We start from the raw sequence: 18657 nt of genomic DNA, 5'->3' as shown, positions 1-18657 counted from the left end.
TTTGTCTGAGTTTATAACACGAACTCGGAGATCGGTCAATTTTTAGGATTGACTTGAAGCAGCGATTTTTGGTGGTTATTTTAACGATTCAAGGGAAAAACGGCGATCGCCCCGTCTAAAAATAGGGTTTTTCCCCTCGCGATCGCCCCTCGCGATCGCCTCAAAACCCCTTTAAACTTAATATTTTTTGATATAAATTTACAAAATTCGGCCACCTTTTCCGCGCTGTTCGAGACGCGATCGCCCGCCAAAGAGAAGGCGGGCAAAATGCCCGCCAAAGAGAAATAGTGGCGATCGCTGCCAACAATTTATCGATCCGCGATTCGATCCTTACGCCGGAACTTCAACCTTTTGCGACCCGGCCAAATTAAAAGCAGCGTGGACGACTTGCAAGGCTTGGGGGCCGAGGTCGCGATCGATAACGCAGCTAATTTTAATTTCCGAAGTCGTAATCATTTGAATGTTGATCTGATGGGCCGAAAGTGCCTCGAACATCCGCGCCGCAACCCCGGGATGGTGTTCCATTCCCGAACCGACGACGCTGACTTTGGCGATCGCCTCGTCTACGACGATTTCACCGCAGCCGAGTTCGCGAACGAGCGGGGTCAAGGTTTCCCGGGCATCCTTAGCGTCATTCTCATTAACCGTAAAGGCAATATCGCGGGTCGGAATACCGTTGACGATGCGACAGCGTTGGGACTGGATGATCGTATCGACGCTGATATTTTTCTCGGCGAGCAGTCCGAACAGTTTCGCCGCCATCCCGGGACGGTCCGGAACGTGGCGGATGGCGAGTCGCGCTTGGTTGCGATCGAGGGCCACCCCACGTACCGGGGGAAGTTCGGCGGTGGATAACGTCGGCGCGACCGGGGCGGTTTCGGCGGCGGGAAGTGACGAACAACTGACCTCGAAAGTATCGCACAAAGTGGCAATCGCGCGATCGCCATCTTTGACGTCGATCGCGCAACTGACTTTGACTTCGGAGGTCGAAATCATCTGTAAGTTAATTCCCGCTTTGGCGAGGGCGGCGAACATCTCCGCCGCGACCCCCGGACGCCCGATCATCCCAGCTCCGGCGATACTAATTTTAGCGATATCCCCTTGGACGAAGACTTCCGCTTCTTCCGGCGCCGCGCTCGGGTGCGATCGCAAGGTCGGGGCGATCGCCTCCGCCACCGCCTGGGCTTGATTGAGAAAACGCCGATTCACGGTAAACGCAATATCGTTCGTATTACCTTCGTGAATCGACTGCACGATCAAATCCACATCTAAATCTTGCCGACCGATTTCGCCGAACAAACTGGCGGCGACCCCGGGACGATCCGGAACCCGCAACAGCGCCACCTTTGCCTGATCGCTGTCAAATTCGACCCCATCGACCGGATGAACCAGTTCTAAACCTTGTAACGGACGGCTTTGGGGAAGTCCCGAGACCACCCGCGTCCCCGGATCGTCGGTCCAACTGGAGCGCACCACCAACATCACCCCGTAATTGCGGGCAATTTCCACCGCGCGCGGGTGCAGAACCTTGGCGCCCAAGCTGGCGAGTTCGAGCATTTCGTCGCAGGTGATCTCTTCCATCAACTGGGCGTCGGGAACCAAGCGCGGGTCGGCGGTTAAAATCCCGGGAACGTCGGTATAAATTTCGCAGCGATCGGCTTGGAGGGCTGCCGCGAGGGCGACCGCCGAAGTATCGGAACCGCCGCGCCCGAGGGTGGTAATTTCCAAGCTTTGCCGACTGGCGATCCCTTGGAATCCGGCAACGACCACGACTTTTCCGGCGTCGAGTTGCTGTTCGAGTCGTTGGGTTTCGATTTGCAAGATCCGCGCCCGGGTATGTTCGGCTTCCGTGACAATCCCGACTTGAGCGCCCGTCATCGAGATTGCAGGCTGACCGAGTTCCTGCACGGCCATGCTTAATAGGGCGATCGAAACTTGTTCCCCCGTGGACAGTAACATATCCATTTCTCGCCGGGACGGGTTGGCGGAAATGTCTTTCGCTAATTTAACTAAACCGTCGGTGGTTTTTCCCATTGCGGAAACGACGACCACCACGGAGTTTCCCGCTTTCACTGTATTGACAACACGCTGGGCGACGGCTTGAATGCGTTCGACCGACCCAACGGAGGTGCCACCGTATTTCTGAACTATTAGCGCCATAACTCTTAACCCACTTTCGCTTCGGAAGATCGCCGCGAGCGTTTGTCAGGGAAAACGGGTCGCGGAGGTACCGGAGCTATTAAACATCAATCTAAAACAAATTAACAGAACCGACGGCTCGGGAACCGTTTGATTTTGGAATTTGTTCGAGAGTGAGGGGGGGAAGGCAAGAGGCAAGAGGCGGGAGGCAAGAGGCGGGAGAGGGAAGGCAAAAGGCAGGATGCAAGAAATCGCGGGGAAGACGATCGCACTTCCAGACTCCCGACGCCCCCAATCTCAAATCAAAATACGGGAGTTTGAATTTTTTCTGCGGAAGTAATCACGCAGAAACGACAGAGGGAACCGAGAAATTCGACTAGTTTGTAATTGGCGACGAACATATAGCGATCGCGCCGCCAGATCCGCGAGTTGGGATCGCGCGACCAACGATAGCCGGGATAACTGTACTGCCACAGTTGGCGATCGCGTTCCAAGCGTCCGATTAATTGACTTAAAACATCGTCGTCCCAGAGTGCGGTAATTTCTTTACCGACCATTTCTCCCGCAGCTCGATTGTTCGATTGGAGAGCCGATTGGTTAGCAAATAAAACTTTTTGATCGAACATTTGGGTGATGTAAACGGGATCGCGATCGCGATACAACTCGTTTAAATCTAAATCTAAATCTAAATCGGCTAATTCGGCGCTAGAAATCGAATGATTCACATTACTCGAACTCATAAAATTGTCACTGACTAATTTTTCAGGACTGAGCCGAGGGATAAAAGGTTGCCCGTTGCAGAGAATTTCTAACTTAGGGAGAAACCCGAGTTTGAGAGTTTCCTTAACCCCGTAAATTGCAAAAGCAATCGAATTGGACATTCTCAGCAAGCGAGCGGCTCCCGCTTTACTGGTACAGTCGAACTGGATCGTTTTGGCGTCGTAATCCAAGCCGATCCGGGTACTTGTCAGGGACTCTTGAATTTCGCAACTGACAAATTGACACAACACTTTAAACAGTAAGGAATCCGAACTGTTTTGAAATGTTTTTTCGAGACTCGATTCGCTATTTTCTCCATGAAATCCCAACATTTTGCACCCCTAAAATGAAGGTTTTTGACCAATACGCCGTACTTGTACTTCGCCATACCGACTCAATCAATCGTTGTTGAACTCCCGTCAGGACGGTGACCGGGACGATCGCTCATTTTCCATGAGGGTTAAATCAAAATTAACGCCCCCATCTTTGATTAACAGTGATGGTAGTGGTGTTTGTCTTTCTCTACGGTCTCGCCTTCGGCGTGGGGTTCCGGGGAGTCCGGGTTAGACGAGTCTGGAGCGTGGCTCGATCGCGTTCCGTCGCGCAAGGCGACTAATTCTTCGTGATCGTAAAGATTGCCATCGCTTTTTTTGAGAAAAACACCAATCCAGAGCAGTTCTCGGTTGTTTGGCAAGAGCTGACCGCGAATGACTTGAGCGGTTCGTCGGGGATCTAATCCCGCTTCTCGTCCTTCTTTTAAAAGCATTTCCTCGAATTTTTCGTAACTTAACCCTTCGCTAATTCGGTAGTTTTCCATTAACAGGTAAAACGGGTTGTTTTGATAGCGTCGAGTTTCGAGTAACCCGAGGGTTTGCAACTTGATAAAAATGCGATCGCGCAGGTGGTTGTCCACTTGCACCATCTGTTCGAGGGAGAGGCGATCGAGTAAACTTTGTACGGTTTCGACGATCGCTTCCGGGTTGTCGGCACCGATGGCATCCCCTCGATCTGGGGGGGAATCTAAAGCAGGGTTGACTTTGACTCTACCAGCACTCGTCCCCCGTTTCGCCTCGGACGAATTCGGGTTTAAAGCCGCCAGCCATTCGGTCACATCTTTTAACACTTGGAGCGATTCCCCCCACGATAGGGTTTGCAACCACGCTCGAAATTTGGCTAGGGTTACAATCGGTCTCGCTCTCGGTTGCATTCCCGTTTGCGCGGCGCCTTCGATGAGGTCGTTGAGTTCGTAATCGCCGCGTAAGTAGCGGTCGATACTCTCCGCGTCAAAACCGGATAACTCGCACAACTGCGGTAGGAGTTTGAGCCACATCGGTTCGCTGGGAAAAGCGCGGGCCGTTTCCCAAGCGCTATACGTCGGCAATTTGATGCTCAAACGAGCGGCAAACTGTTTGACGCCGTCATTCGCCCGGATGTACTTGAGTAATTGGGCAAATCTCTGTCTTTTTTCTTCTGATACCACTTTCTCGATCGTCCTCAACGGTTTGTAGATCGGCTTGAGTGCCCGTGCAGGCAAGCTGATGGGTCAAGATGCACCTTGAGAACGATCCTACTTCCCAGCCAACGGTCCAGAAGCCTTGCAGTGGCGAGTCTTGCAACGGTGACCGATCCGGTTGCTGGACGTGCGGACAATGCCGGGGTTGGGAAATGCGGATCGCCAAATCTTCATCCCAAAGGATGCGATGGTGAATTGACACTTCTCCCAAATCAGTGTACTTTACCCTTATAACATACAAATTACAGATTATGTTATTTGTATGTTATAAGGGGTCGAACCCCCGATCGCGCTGTCTGCGACTCCAATCGCGACAGTCACGCACTCACCCCCCCCACGGATAGGGAGATCGCAACAGTTTGGCTTTGGGTAAGCACGATCCACGATCGTGCGCTGTTCCCCTTCTAGTGAATTGCTTTACTGAATTAATGTTTGTTGGAACTGAAATCCCCGCTTTTCGACGACGGTTTTAAACCGATCGTTGGCAACGGTGAGATCGGCGTTTCATCCTTTGCCTCGCGCTGTTTTATCGAAAGCGTAAATTGCGAGTTATGCGTGCAAAGGAAAGTTTTGTCATGGGCGATCGCCGGGTTAGCTAGAGACAAAATCTTCAATCGTGAATTGGGTGCAATGGATCGTATTAATCTGAGTGATTCTCTCGAAAAAGTTCGATGGAACGGCAAACCTATTTGTCCCTATTGTGGGTCGGATAAATCGACTGCATTAAAGAATGAAAACCGCTATCACTGCAATCAGTGTTTTACCTCTTACAGCGTAACTGTTGGTACGTTATTCCATAAAACGCATATCGAATTATCCAAATGGTTTCGAGCCATCAATCTCGTCCTCAATTCGCCCACAAAGATTAGTGTGCGACAGCTTGCGCGAGAAATAGAAGTAAATAAAAACACGGCATCGTCGATGATGACGCGCATTCGCAAAGCGGCGATCGAAGAGCGAGAATTTCTATACTCTCTCCTCGAAATTGACCGTCAAATGATTGGCGCACAATACGAAGAACAACAGTAAAACCAAGTTCATTTCTCCCTCATTCCAGAGGCGATCGCCCAGTCGTGCTGACCGGATCTTTCCCTCAAACTCTACCCAGAGATAGATGACAATAGATGACCTGTCCTAGTTAGCGGTAGTGACGCTGGGGATCGAGCTGTATACAATCAAAAAAAAGCGTCAAATTCTCTAAAAATTCACGCGATCGCCCCCCACGTTAACAACACCTTTCCGGTCAGCAAGGAAAAGATCTAATGAGTATTTCTCTCGTCAACGTTGCCAAATACTATCAAGGCGAGCCGCATCAACAAAAAGCGGTCCAACGACTCGAAGAACTCATCAAGCAACACCGTCCCGAGTTGCTCTCCGAACAGAGCGAATTTCTAAAACTCTGGCGCCAACCGAGTCAACCGAGTACGGTTCGGCTGAACGTTCCTTACCTGAGCCAACTCGACAACGTCAATAACCCCCACGGGTCGTGTAACGTCACCAGCGTGTCGATGTGTATGGGATACTTCGGCCATCCCTTGCGCAACCCCGACACGGGAGAACAACTCGAAGACGAACTTTACCGCTTCATGCTCGATCACGGCTTGTCGCGGCATTCTCCCCACGACCTGCAAAAAGTCCTCAAACTCTACGGTTACGAAGACGATTTTCGTCCCGATGCCAAATGGGATGACGTCAAAAAATGGCTCGAAGGGGGGAATCCGTGTATTTCTCACGGCTGGTTCACGCGATCGGGTCACATCGTTACCCTAATCGGCTACAACGAAAAAGGTTGGCTCGTCAACGATCCTTACGGGGAATGGTCTTCGTCCGGCTACGACACCAGCCGTAGCGGCGCGGGGTTGACTTATACTTACGCGATGATGAAAAACGTTTGCGGTCCCGACGGCGATAACTGGGTTCACTTCGTCTCGGGCGGTAAAAACGTGAAAACCGCTTCGAGCAAACCCACCGCGACCGCATCGTACTCCTCGAATCCGGCGAAATCCACGATCAAACTGCAAGATGTTTACAGCAATGGCAAATCGGTCACCCTCAAAGAACTCGGCCAACACGAAGCGCTGGTGATGCAGATTCAAGTGCGCCTGCGGACCTTGCGCCTACTCGCCGGAGACGCCGACGGGAAGTTCGGACCGATTACCCAATCGGCGATCGAACGTTTTGCCGAAGCCTTCAAGCTCCCCGCCGATCCCATCGGTCCCGACTTGGCCAAACAATTAATTCAAGCCAAAGACGTTCCCGGCTTCGATCCGGCGAGCCAAATTATCACCCCCGAACTGACGGCAAAAATCCTCAATTGTCCGCTCAGTGACGCTCAAACCTACCTTCCCGGGGTGATTAACGGACTTCAAGGCAAAGGGATTCTCAACAAACCCACCGTCATTGCCGCCTTGGCGACGATTGGGGTCGAAACGGCAGGGTTCCGACCGATTAACGAATGGGGTGGGGACGATTATTTCTATCAAATGTACGAAGGGCGATCGGATTTGGGCAACACCCAACCCGGCGACGGCGTGCGCTATCACGGACGGGGTTTTATCCAAATTACGGGTCGCGCTAACTACCGTCACTACGGCCAAAAATTGGGAGTTCCTTTAGAAGACAATCCCGAATTAGCCTTAGATCCCGATGTCGGCGCCAAAATCCTCGTCGAGTATTTCTGGGAACGAGAAGTCGATCGCCGCGCGATGGAAGGGGATTGGCAAGGGGTACGCCGTGCGGTCAATGGCGGTCTCAACGGTTGGGATCACTTCTGGCCCGTGGTGCAGGAATTACAAAGTGCGATTTCCTAACTCGCACGATCGAACGACACCCTAGAGCGGGTCGCTCGCCCGCTTCAGCACCAGGCATTTTGCTCGACAACCGGGCGAACCATTTAGATTTTGAGGATTGAGATCGTGAGTATTTCTCTGGTTAACGTTTTTCAATATTACGAAGGTACATCCCACCAGGCGGAAGCGCTGCAATACCTTCAGCAAGAACTCGAACGCAGCCATCCCGAACTGTTGAGTAACCATTCGGAGTTTATCGAGATTTGGAGAAATCCCGAACCGGATTTATCGCTCAATTCCATTGACACCTCGGGCAATGGGGCGGCGGTGGCGACTGCCGTAACGCCAGCCCCGGCAGCGACGGCGACGCGCACGGCGACGGCGACGGTGGTGGAAACGAAGCCGAAAACGGTTCACCTGCCCGTTCCCTATTTAACCCAATTGGATAACGTCAATAACCCGCACGGGTCGTGTAACGTGACGTGCGTGGCGATGTGTTTGGGGTATTTCAACCATCCGTTGAAGAATTCTTACGGGAAACAACTCGAAGATGAATTGTACGAATATTGCTTGAATAATGGCTTGTCGCGCCACTCGCCCACGGATTTGCAGAAGTTAATTCAAATTTACGGCTACAAGGATGATTTCCAGCCGGATGCGAAGTGGGGGGATGTCAAGAAGTGGCTGGATGCGGGCAATCCGTGTATTTCTCACGGGTGGTTCACGCGATCGGGTCATATCATCGCGATCGTCGGCTACAACGACAAAGGTTGGATCGTCAACGATCCTTACGGAGAGTGGTTCTCCTGGGGATATGACACCACGGTAAGTGGCAAAGGCTTGACTTATTCTTACGGGATGATGAAAAAGTTGTGCGGTCCCGATGGCGACAACTGGATTCACTTCGTCTCAAAATAACGCCCAAGAGCGCTCCTACAGTTGGCAAGGGAGATCTGGGAACTCCCTTGCGACTGGCTAGCCCCGCGAATGACGCCACTTCATGGAATGCGATCGCCCCGGCGTCACCCCTCATCTGCTCGATCTTGACCGAACGCGCCTACAGTTACCCCTATGCTTGAAGCTTTTATTTCCTATTGCCGACGCGATAAAGAGTTTGTCGCCCAACTTTACGAAGCCTTCAAAAAGGAAAATCGGGAAGTTTGGGTAGACTGGGACGGCATCCCCAAAACGGCAGACTGGCGACGAGAAATTTTTGAAGGGATTGAAGCCGCCAATAATTTTATTTTTATCATCAGTCCCGAGTCGATTGCTTCGCCCTATTGTTTGGAAGAAGTCGAACACGCGCTTAAAAATAATAAGCGCTTGATTCCGGTGGTGTGGCAGATGGCTCCCGATACCGAAGTCCATCCGGAATTAGCCAGACTCAACTGGATTTTTGCTCGCGAAACCGATAACTTTTCTAATGCCTTTGAGGAACTCTTAGAGGCGATGGATACGGATCTCGGTCATGTCAAAACTCATACGCGCTTGCAACAACGGGCGCTGGAGTGGGAGCACAAAAAAGATGCCAGTTTTCTCCTGCGCGGTAACGACCTCAAGGAGGCAGAACAATGGCTCTCCGAAGGGGGCGCCAAAGACCCAAAACCGACGGCCTTGCATACCCAATACGTGATTGCCAGCAGTCAGGCGAAAGTCAAGCAACAAGGATTTGCCATTGGGGCGATCGGGTTTGGCTTGGCGGTCACCTTAGTTTTAGCCGTTGTCGCCAAAGGACAGCACCGGATGGCGGTTCACCAGCGCAACCTGGCTCAAAAACGAGAAATCACCGCCTTGAGTGCTTTGTCGCGCGCCAGCTTGCTCACCGACAACCAATTAGAAGCACTGGTTTCTAGTGTCAAGGCCGCCAAACAAGCGAGGGAAGTGTCTTCCATCAGCCCGGAAATTACCCAAGATGCCGAGATTGCGTTGCGAGAAGCGGTTTACGGGGTTCAAGAACGCAATCGCCTCGAAGGTCACGGGGATACGGTCAATGGGGTCAGTTTCTCGACGAATGGAGAATTGCTCGTGTCGGCGAGTGATGACGGGACGGTCAAACTCTGGAAGCGCGACGGGACGTTAGTGCTGACGTTGGAGCATCCGGATACGGTGCGCCGTGCGATTTTTTCGCCGGACGGTCAGACGATCGCCACGGCTTGTACGGACAAAACGGTTAAACTGTGGAAGTTGGACGGGACTTTAATGAGTAGCTTTGAATTGAGCGATCGCGCCCGGGCGGTCGCCTTTGCTCCCGACGGCAGCGAACTGGTGACGGGTAGTGAAAATGGGGTTCTCACGTTGTGGAAGCTCGACGGTACCCCGATTAAAACCCTCAAAGCTCACGGACAGCAGATTAACGATATCAAATTTTCTCCAGACGGAAACACGATTGCTTCGGCGAGTAGCGATCGCCTGATTCACCTGTGGACCAAAGACGGGGAATTGATAAAAACCCTACGGGGACACAGCGATCGCGTTTGGGAAATCGATTTCGCCCCCGACGGTAAAACCCTCGTCAGTGGCAGTTCGGACAACACCCTCAAGCTCTGGAATGTCGAAGACGGAACCGAAATCAAAACCCTAGAAGCTCACGTCAACTGGGTCAGAAGCGTCGCTTTCTCCCCCAACGGCAAACTGATCGTCTCCGCCGCCGAAGACGATACGGTCAAACTCTGGAGTCACGAAGGAACCTTACTCAAAACTTTTCGTGGCAATAGTGGCGGCGTCAAGAACGTCCGCTTTTCTCCCGATGGCGAGTATATTGCGTCCGCCAGTGGCGATACGACGATCAAACTGCGGAGTTTGGAAGGCAGCGTCATCGAAATTCTGCAAGGTCACCTCTCGGGAATTAAAGGAGTGCGCTTTACCCCCGACGGGGAGTATATTGCCTCGGTCGGGACGGACAACACCTTGCGACTGTGGAAGCGAGACGGGACGGTTCTGCTCGAAACCTTGCGCTATCAAGCGGGACTGCGTAACGTTAATTTCACCCCGGACAGCAAGTTCATGCTCACCGCCAGTTACGACAATACGTTACAACTGTGGGATTTTGCCGCCACCCTCTCCGGTGGTCAAAAGGAACCGTCAGTGATTTTTAAAGGGCATACCTCGACGGTCAAAAACTTGAGTATTGCGCCCGATGGCAATCTGGTTGCTTCGGCGAGTGCGGACGGGACGGTAAAAATTTGGTCGATTGACGGTCAACTGCTGCACTCGTTAGACGCTCACGATCGCGAAGCGACCGACGTGGCGTTTTCTCCCGACGGTCAACTGCTCGCCTCTGCGGGGGGCGATTTACTGATTAAAATCTGGAATCTGGATGGGGAGTTACTGCAAACCCTTGAAGGTCATAAGAACTGGATTAATGCTCTCGGTTTCAGTCCCGACGGTCAACTGCTCGCCAGCGCCAGTGGGGACAAGACGATTATTTTGTGGAAACGTCAGGGAACTCGTGCCTTTGAAACTAAGCCTTACAAGGTTGTAGAAGGTCACAGCGATTGGGTTTGGGACGTGACCTTTTCCCCGGACGGTCAGAAAATTGCCTCGGCGGGGAAAGACAATACGGTGCGCTTGTGGACTCGCGAAGGGGAAGAGATTACCCCCCTGCGCGGTCATACCAATTGGGTGCGGGCCGTGGCGTTCAGTCCTGAAGGCGAACACCTTGCCAGTGGGAGTGCGGATAAAACGATCGTGTTGTGGGATCTCAACAGTCTGCCCACGGTGGAAGGGGGCGATCGCCAAACGAATACGGAAACTCTGTTAGTGCAAGGATGTAGTTTGTTGGGAGACTATCTCAAGACAAATATTAAACTGAGCGACAGCGATCGGCAAATCTGCGATCCTTATATGACTCCCGAGGAGGTCAAGTTGGTAGAAGATCGTTCAATTTGAGGTCACTTCACAAAAGCTGTAAGAGGCGATCTCGGCGATGCTCCAAAGGAGCCGCGATCGCCTCTTTTTTGCGCGTTATATTTTTGCGCGTTATAGAACGGACAGGACAATGCGGTGTCCCTTCAGGAATTTGGCGACTTTCCAATGCTTCCTCTTAGGCGATCGCGTGGCAACTCCCAACCTGGTGCGATCGGCCAACGACAATCCCCTAGATCCTCCACAGCCTCGGAAGATCTAGGGGGTCGCTGCTTGCTCTCTGGGAATTTGATGGAGCGAATCGGAACAGTCTCCCTACGATCGCATCGATCGCGAACGCGCCGCGTTCTCTAAATCGTGCCAGAGATCGTCATCGTCTTGCGGGTGAGACCCCCGTGAGGGACGGGAGGAATGCGGCTCGCGTGCGGGACGCCGTGCCACTTGTTCCAACTCTTCCCATTCTTCCCGAGCCATCCGTCTGCCGGGAGGTCGAGCCACGTTCGCCGGGGCGGGTTCGCCGTCCACGGGCAGTTCCGGTGACACGGGAGCGGGTCGCGGGTCGCGTCGTCCCCACTGGGCGCGGCGATCGCCTGCCAATAGGGGGTCTTCGGCCAATAGGGGGTCTTCGCGATCGGCGATCTGACGAACGGGGGTGCGATCGGCCTCGAGGGTGGTGGGTTCTTCCAAGAGCGGATCGGCTCGATCCACCATCGGCATCGGTCTTCCCGGGGGCATTTCCGGGGGCATTTCCAGTGGCATTTCCGGCGGCATTTCTTCCGGCACTATTCCCGGTTGCATCCTCTCGCGGCGTCCGTCTCTCTCTTCCCACGCGCCGCGATTCTCTTGGGGAGACGCTTCGCGAACGCCTAGCGACTCCAGAGAAGTATCGGGTTCGACGCGCTCTTCGGACCAGCGCCCCGGACCTCGGGCGATCGGTTCGTCGGGCAGTTCGCCCCAGGGCGATTCGATCTCCGGTTGCGTTCGCGCAGCGTTTCGGTCGGAGTATCGCCCGGGTGTCGGCTCGGCATAATTCGGCATACCCACCGTCCCCGCATTGCCCATATTGGGAGCGGGAACCCCCGCCAAACTCGGTGCAGGTAAATATTGTCCCTGTCTCGATTGGCCTTTTTCTTCTTCGTCTTGGGCTTTCTGCTTGGCCATTTCGACGATCGCCTCTACGTCGGATTTAATATAGTTTTCAATCCGACCCGAAAACATTGCATAAGCGTCTTTGTAGTCTGTATATTTGTGATACGGACCGCTCAACTGTAAAAAATACCAGCCTTCACTTTTTAACGATTCCGCCGTTTGTCGGTATTGGGTCGATTTCTCCCCATAATGGAAATATTCGTCGATCGCCGCACTCACCGCCACCACTTGGCTCAACCCAAACGTAAACCAACCGATATAGCGACCGATTTTACTATCGTTGAAATTCAAGCTGACCAAAGCCGGAATCACGACACCCCCGACAATCGTCGTCAAGCGCAATCGCAAAGACCACTGGCGCGTTTTATCCGCTTTCCCTTCCAACCACAAAACCTGATCGAGCCACCGGGATTTCATAAACCGTTTTTCTAATTCCGGCAATTCCAGTTGGTCGATCAGGTCGCTAAATTCTTGTTTTAAGTAATCCCGATATGAATTCTTTTTGGCCATCGATTCGCTCTGAATAATTGAGAAGGACTTATCGAGGAATTTCGAGGGTCTAAAGTCGAATGACTCGATTTTCTATTCGATTTTTGGTTGAATTGTTGTTTCGGCCAGCAAATACATCGAACCTGCCCTATATTATTAAGTTCTGCGGCAAACGTCACTACCGCTAACTAGGACAGGGACGATGAAATCATTCGCGATCGCTGCCAAAATTTCCCTACCAATTAACCCGGGCGTGGGAATTCGAGCTCGCTGTTGATCTCAGCTAGCCCGAATCACAGACCCTTCCCAATTGACCAATTCTCACATGAGGCGTTCGCGAAGCGGCTCATGAGAGAGCATCGCCGTTCTCAATTCACTCAAACCGCATCCGGGAACGAATCTGCTAGCGTCCGAGTCAAGATTTCAGCAATGTTCTCCGGTCCCGACTTCAAATCGATCGCGCTAACTATGCCACTGTCGGCCAAAAGTTGACCGCGCACGTCCGTCGCTTCACCGCGTAACGCTCCGGCAAGTTTATCCGCAGTGCGACCGCTTCCCGATAGCACGATAATCGATCGCCCGGAAATCACACTCCAGGCGATATCTTGCCAGGTAATTTCGCCCCCGTTGATCGCGATCGTCACCGACGGCGCACCGCCCGCTAAAACCTTGGCAACGTAAGACAGCCAAGGCGATTCGTCTCCCCAGGATTGTCCGGGAACGAAGACAAAATGAGTATGATTCGGCTCTAGAGGAGCCGCGTCTTCCTTACTTTGTTTCTCATTTGGCAAGACGACGGTGCCGACGGCAGCTACTCCCACCAGGGGGAAGGTTCCATTAATTTGCGATCGCGCCTGACCGATACAGCGCATCACCCCCGCATCGGTCGCCCCATCGACGACAGTCGCGCCCAAACGTTCGGCGACCGGAGCGATCGCCCGGAGAAAAATATCTTCCAATCGTGCCATGTCTTCCGGCTCGATCTTACTCGCTCCACCGACGATCGCGAGTACCGGACGAGAACCGCACAGTTCGATCGAACTCAAATTATCCGGCAGTTCCAAATAATTCGTGCAGAAGACAACTTCCGGTCTAACCGCATTACAAGGACGAAATTGACGGTGCTTATTCATTTCAACATTAATAATCTATCGAGTAAAAAATCCCCCGCACGGGGAAGGACGTAGGGCGATCGGGCCGACATGAGAAAATTGGCAACGGGGCGAGGGTAATTTCAACTATGCCATTTTTGGGGACCAATGCAAACGCACTCACGGGTCAAGTTTTAGAGTTTGAAATTGAGTTTTTCTCGCCAACTACGATCGGGCTTCAATCTTGAAAGCATTGAATATTGAAGCCGTCGGCTCTGACGATCGCCCCATTTGTCGCCCGTCAATTGTTGCAATTCTTAGGAAAAATGGGGCGATCTCTCAATTTTTCCACAACTGTAAAGTTTTATCACTCGGCGGTTGCTTCTTCCGCTCGCATCCGACGGCGATCGTTGCATATTTTATACTTATGCTACATAAATTGTTTTAGCATTATCTAAAATCTCCATGTGACAGGGGTAAATTCTATACAAAGTGAAGCAATCGAGCAGAGCGGGCGATCGCAGACGACCCCGGACATCAACTTTCGTGAAAAAACGTTACCCTAAACATAGAAATTGAGCGGAAACAAAGCCTAAAATTCATCTTGGCAATGAAAAATATTCTTCTTCAATAAATTATCCCGACTGCGATCGAATTCTGATGTTTTTCAAAATGGAAATTATCTCAAACTTAAAATAGAGGTCTGTTCAAAAATGAGCGTATTTGACGATCTAATTCCCGATGGTTTTTTCGATTTCCTCCCCGGGGTTGGCGATGACGAAAACGATCCGTCCCCAACGGATATTGCCGTAGCTGCCGCTCAATTTATCACCCTAGGTCCGACCGGATTTATTGTCAGCTCCGCCGTCTCCAACGTGATTGAAAATGTCGATTTATCGGCGATCGGCAACCGCTTCATCGATCGCGTTGACGAGGCGATCGACGACAACAAGACGGCGATCGCCGCCCGCAATTTGTTTAACTCAGTTAAAACAGAAGTTACGAATTTTATCGACAATAACGAGATTCGCGATCGCTTTTCCCCAACCGCATTGCAAAATCTGATTGAAGATGAAATTATCGAAGATACTAACTTAGTCAGTCGCTTTCAAGAACTGGTCGGTCGCGCCGCCGAAGGCGGTCAAATCGGTCGCTTTGTCGATGCGGACGATGCCGATAACTTAATCGAACTGACTGCAGACGATCTCCTCTGGGAAGGCGGATTGCGATCGCTCGCCGGAAACGACCGCGTCATCGGAACCGAAAATAACGATACCGCCAACGGCAATATGGGACAAGACACCCTGTTTGGCGGCGACGGCGACGATTACCTGCGCGGCGGTAAAGATAACGACTTACTCGAAGGCAGTAGCGGTAACGATATCCTCAACGGCAACTTAGGAGACGACACCTGTCGCGGTGGCTTGGGGGACGACGTCGTGCGCGGCGGTCAGGGAAATGACGTTCTGTTCGGCGATGAAGGTCGCGACGTCCTCATCGGCGATCTCGGTTCCGACTTCCTCTATGGCGGGGAAGATGCGGACGATTTTATCTTGCGCGGCGAAATTGCCGGAACCGATGCCACCACCGCCGATCGCGTCCTCGATTTTAACCCGGCTCAGGGCGATCGCCTCGGGTTGGGCGGAATCGCTGACTTGTCGGAAATCAGCGTCGGCGCAGTCGATGTCAACCAAGACGGAATCGGAGATACGGCGATTCTCGCCGGGGGCGATCGGGTGTTGGGCGTGGTTCTCGACGTTCAAGCTGCCGCCTTCAACGTCCGGGAATGGACTTTCCTCGCCAGTGAGGGGGATTTAACCTTAAATAGCATCGGGTAAGCCCAAGTATTCAACGGCGAAGGGCGGATCGGCGCGATGCTCCAAAGTAGCCGCTTCGCGAACGCTATCAGAGCGCGATCGCCGCACACTTCAATCGATGTTATAGGATCTTGGATGAATCCGGACGCGCAATACTCCTTTAGAGTCGCTTCTCGAACGCGCGTCCTGCCGTCCTCCCCTTAAGTTTTCAGTCATGGTTCTGATTCGCATCCTCCCGTCCTGGGCGATTCCCGAACGAGAAGTCACACCCCCCTCGGTTTATTACAATCGCCGTCGTTTCCTCAAAGGGGCGATCGCCGCCGGAATTGGGGCGACGTTACTCCCGACCCTCGGCTGTCAAGATCGCTCGATTTCTTCGGCCCAACTCGCCTCCGGGACAAAACCGCTCGAAGCCTCTCCCAATCCTCAGTTTACCGATGCCGGACGCCCGCTTACTGCCGAGGCGATCGCCTCGCGCTACAACAACTTTTACGAGTTTGGCGGCACCAAATCGATTTGGCAAGCGGCCCAAGCGCTACCCACGGAGAACTGGAAAGTAGAAGTCGGCGGTCTGGTCAAAAATCCGCGCACCTACGACCTCGACGACTTGCGGCAGAAATTCCCCCAAGAAGAGCGTATTTACCGCTTTCGCTGCGTCGAAGCTTGGGCGATGGTCGTACCGTGGATCGGCTTTCCGATGCGATCGCTGCTCGCCGATGTCGAACCGACGGATCGAGCCAAGTTCGTTCGGTTTACTTCTTATTACGATTCTCAAGTCACCCCCGGTCCGGGGTTTCATCTGGGATCTTTACCGTGGCCCTATACCGAAGGCTTGCGAATCGAAGAAATGGCGAACGATCTGGCCTTTTTTGCTACCGGAATTTACGGTCATACCTTACCCAAACAACACGGCGCGCCGATTCGCATGGTGATTCCCTGGAAATACGGGTTTAAAGGCGCCAAATCGATTGTCAAAATCGAGTTTTTGGCCGAACGACCCGCCACCTTCTGGAATACTTTAGTGCCGAGCGAGTATGGTTTTGAAGCCAATGTCAACCCCAACAAACCCCATCCGCGCTGGTCGCAAGCGACGGAACGGATTGTCAGTGACGGTCCGGCGATTTCTTGGGAAAGACAGCCGACTTTACCGTATAACGGCTATGGCGAATCGGTTGCCGCGCTCTATACGGGGTAACCCGATCGAGCCTGGGGACGGGATTCTGGGGAAACTCGCCTCGTCCCAGCGCGTCTGGACTGTTTGGGGGAGCGATCGCCCGGTGTCTCCCCAGGAGCATCGCGCGATCGCCCCGCCACAGCCGCATCAAGCCACTATCTACAAGCAGATCCTGGAGGGGGCGATCGGGTCGCTTTCGGGGAGTGAAGGTTCAATTTGGGAGTCAATCTCATGGAAAACGATCGCCAAGAACAACGCCGCGCGAGCGAGAAAGCCTTTATCGATTCGCTCCATAAATTAGAAGAAACGTTTCAGTTGGTTGACGAAGTCTCCGAACCGACTCCAGAAAAGATCGAACGGATTCCTAATTCTTCTTCTCCACGTTCCAATCCCTCGTCCCCCGCCGAAACGTCGGGTTTCGAACTCGAGGAACTGGCAGAAGCGGCGGAGGATATCGAACAGTTTATGAAATCGAAGGAGTCCCCAGACGAGGGGGACTGAAAGCACTCGCTCTGTGGGAGTTCAAGCTAAAGTCTAAACTCTAAACTCTAACTCAACTCTCTCTGCCGTCGTACTTCGTAAAGGATGGCGGCGGCGGCGATCGCCACATTTAACGATTCCACTCCTGCATTTAAAGGAATTCTGACGGATCGGTCAGCAAGTTTTAACAAATCGGCGGATAAACCCGATCCCTCGTTCCCTAACAGGATGGCCGTGGGAGGGCGGTAGTCGATGTCCCAATACGTCGTCGGCGCCGTTCCCTCGGTGGCGATAACTTGTACCTGTTGCTGTTGCCACTGGCGCACTGAGGCGGGCAGATCTTCGCAAACGGCAAGCGGAAGGCGGAACCACTGTCCGGCGGAGGCGCGCAAGACTTTGGGATGGTCGAGATCGACGCTATCGGCGCTGACGCACAATCCCTCGGCGCCCGCCGCCGCCGCCGTGCGAATCATGGTTCCCAAATTCCCGGGATCTTGAATGGTTTCGAGAACTAACCAAAACCCGCTTGCGGTAAAGGAGATCGCCGCATCTTGGCGGCGGTTGGCGCTGGCGACGACCCCGTCGGGATGAACGGTAGTGGCGATTTTTGTCAATACATTTAAACTGACAGACTCGGCGCGATCGCTCAACTGGCAAGCGCGATCCCACAGTTCGGGATGGGCGGCTTGCCATTCGGGGGTAGCGCAAACCACAGTGAGGGGATAGTTGGCGTGACAGGCTTCTTCGAGCAGGTGGGTGCCTTCGAGCAGAAATTGCCCTTGTTTGCGCCGTTCTTTGGCGGCGTGCAGTTTGGATATCTGCTTGACTAAAGGATTTTGAAGACTGGTAAGCATGAGGGAGCGAGCGAGGCAAAAAAATAAGGAGCAATCGAGGACGAACCTTTCGGCGTGGGGCCGACGGGCGATCGCCTCGTTACTCCTTGGGGATGCGGAACCCGGGACTTGAACCCGGAAGTCTTTGCAGACACTAGAACCTGAATCTAGCGCGTCTACCAATTCCGCCAGTTCCGCGCGGCAGTTATGCACTCCGATTTACTATCGTGACTCAACAAGGAGCAGATGTCAAGCCCCCAGAGCAAAAAACTTTTGAAGCGGGGCAATCCCCGCCAATTTTACAATGGGAACGATCGCGGTCGCCACGGTTGTTTTGGGGGGCGATCGCGGCTTAAATCTTGGCTAAACATCAATTGAGGCGATCGGGAGAACGAGAACAATAGGTCAAAGGCGATCGTTCGATTTCTTAAAACGCGATCGCGGCGGCGGTAGAGAAAGGAGGGGGAGAGGTTTGAGTAAAAATTCTCTCGCCAGGGAGTTGCGATCGCCCTAGGAGGTAATGTACTGTTCGGGGTTTAAGGCAGTAAAAACCTGCCCGA

15 protein-coding genes and 1 tRNA gene are annotated in these 18657 nt (G+C 52.9%); 8 read left to right on the top strand and 8 right to left on the bottom strand.

All coding sequences use genetic code 11. The features are described 5' to 3' along the window. Positions 1-80: 80 nt before the first annotated feature. The 4 genes from JJD41_RS04805 to JJD41_RS04790 all read right to left on the bottom strand — a co-directional run bounded on the left by JJD41_RS04805 (position 81) and on the right by JJD41_RS04790 (position 4378). Positions 81-278, bottom strand: a complete 198-nt coding sequence (locus JJD41_RS04805; protein ID WP_200664947.1) for a hypothetical protein — start codon at positions 276-278, stop codon at positions 81-83. 52 nt (positions 279-330) lie between these two features. Beyond that, positions 331-2160 carry an aspartate kinase gene (locus JJD41_RS04800; protein WP_200664946.1) on the bottom strand — a complete coding sequence of 610 codons (1830 nt, stop codon included), beginning with the start codon at positions 2158-2160 and terminating at the stop codon, positions 331-333. Between the two features lie 281 nt (positions 2161-2441). Then, entirely contained in the window at positions 2442-3230 is a 789-nt protein-coding gene (locus JJD41_RS04795) for a hypothetical protein (RefSeq protein ID WP_200664945.1), read from the bottom strand. Positions 3231-3388: 158 nt separating this feature from the next. Then, positions 3389-4378 (bottom strand): helix-turn-helix domain-containing protein, encoded by a 990-nt coding sequence (locus tag JJD41_RS04790; RefSeq protein ID WP_200664944.1) that lies wholly within the window; start codon positions 4376-4378, stop codon positions 3389-3391. Between the two features lie 603 nt (positions 4379-4981). On the opposite strand from JJD41_RS04790, the gene JJD41_RS04785 reads away from it, so the two are divergent. From JJD41_RS04785 to JJD41_RS04770, 4 genes are all read left to right on the top strand, one after another. After that, positions 4982-5440, top strand: coding sequence for a transposase (locus JJD41_RS04785; protein WP_200664943.1), 459 nt, complete (start codon positions 4982-4984; stop codon positions 5438-5440). Between the two features lie 233 nt (positions 5441-5673). Next, positions 5674-7221, top strand: a complete 1548-nt coding sequence (locus tag JJD41_RS04780; protein ID WP_200664942.1) for a C39 family peptidase — start codon at positions 5674-5676, stop codon at positions 7219-7221. A gap of 105 nt (positions 7222-7326) precedes the next feature. Beyond that, a complete protein-coding gene (locus JJD41_RS04775) occupies positions 7327-8118 on the top strand; it encodes a C39 family peptidase (protein WP_200664941.1) in 792 nt (263 codons plus the stop codon). A gap of 153 nt (positions 8119-8271) precedes the next feature. Further along, positions 8272-11088, top strand: coding sequence for a toll/interleukin-1 receptor domain-containing protein (locus tag JJD41_RS04770; RefSeq protein ID WP_200664940.1), 2817 nt, complete (start codon positions 8272-8274; stop codon positions 11086-11088). A gap of 291 nt (positions 11089-11379) precedes the next feature. On the opposite strand, the gene JJD41_RS04765 is transcribed toward JJD41_RS04770, so the two are convergent. Further along, positions 11380-12723: a DUF4231 domain-containing protein gene (locus JJD41_RS04765; RefSeq protein ID WP_200664939.1), complete on the bottom strand. Its 1344-nt coding sequence runs from the start codon at positions 12721-12723 to the stop codon at positions 11380-11382. Between the two features lie 356 nt (positions 12724-13079). Next, complete coding sequence (locus tag JJD41_RS04760; protein WP_200664938.1) at positions 13080-13835, bottom strand: hypothetical protein; 756 nt, start codon at positions 13833-13835, stop codon at positions 13080-13082. 671 nt (positions 13836-14506) lie between these two features. On the opposite strand from JJD41_RS04760, the gene JJD41_RS04755 reads away from it, so the two are divergent. From JJD41_RS04755 to JJD41_RS04745, 3 genes are all read left to right on the top strand, one after another. Continuing rightward, positions 14507-15631, top strand: a complete 1125-nt coding sequence (locus JJD41_RS04755) for a calcium-binding protein (RefSeq protein WP_200664937.1) — start codon at positions 14507-14509, stop codon at positions 15629-15631. A 193-nt stretch (positions 15632-15824) separates the two neighbouring features. After that, positions 15825-16805 (top strand): protein-methionine-sulfoxide reductase catalytic subunit MsrP, encoded by a 981-nt coding sequence (msrP, locus tag JJD41_RS04750; RefSeq protein WP_200664936.1) that lies wholly within the window; start codon positions 15825-15827, stop codon positions 16803-16805. A 210-nt stretch (positions 16806-17015) separates the two neighbouring features. Then, complete coding sequence (locus JJD41_RS04745; protein ID WP_200664935.1) at positions 17016-17285, top strand: hypothetical protein; 270 nt, start codon at positions 17016-17018, stop codon at positions 17283-17285. Between the two features lie 47 nt (positions 17286-17332). On the opposite strand, the gene JJD41_RS04740 is transcribed toward JJD41_RS04745, so the two are convergent. Beyond that, positions 17333-18118 (bottom strand): TrmH family RNA methyltransferase, encoded by a 786-nt coding sequence (locus JJD41_RS04740; protein ID WP_200664934.1) that lies wholly within the window; start codon positions 18116-18118, stop codon positions 17333-17335. 93 nt (positions 18119-18211) lie between these two features. Continuing rightward, a tRNA-Leu gene (locus JJD41_RS04735) sits at positions 18212-18295 on the bottom strand. 29 nt (positions 18296-18324) lie between these two features. Between JJD41_RS04735 and JJD41_RS25200 the strand changes: the two genes are divergently transcribed. Continuing rightward, a complete protein-coding gene (locus JJD41_RS25200; protein WP_255547207.1) occupies positions 18325-18453 on the top strand; it encodes a hypothetical protein in 129 nt (42 codons plus the stop codon). Positions 18454-18657 lie beyond the last annotated feature (204 nt).

Origin of the sequence: Oxynema mangrovii CENA135, assembly GCF_016632315.1 — a bacterium.
In the GTDB taxonomy this organism is placed as follows: domain Bacteria; phylum Cyanobacteriota; class Cyanobacteriia; order Cyanobacteriales; family Laspinemataceae; genus Oxynema; species Oxynema aestuarii.
The sequence above is the reverse complement of the archived record's forward strand: the minus strand, read 5'-3'. Positions and strand labels throughout refer to the sequence as shown.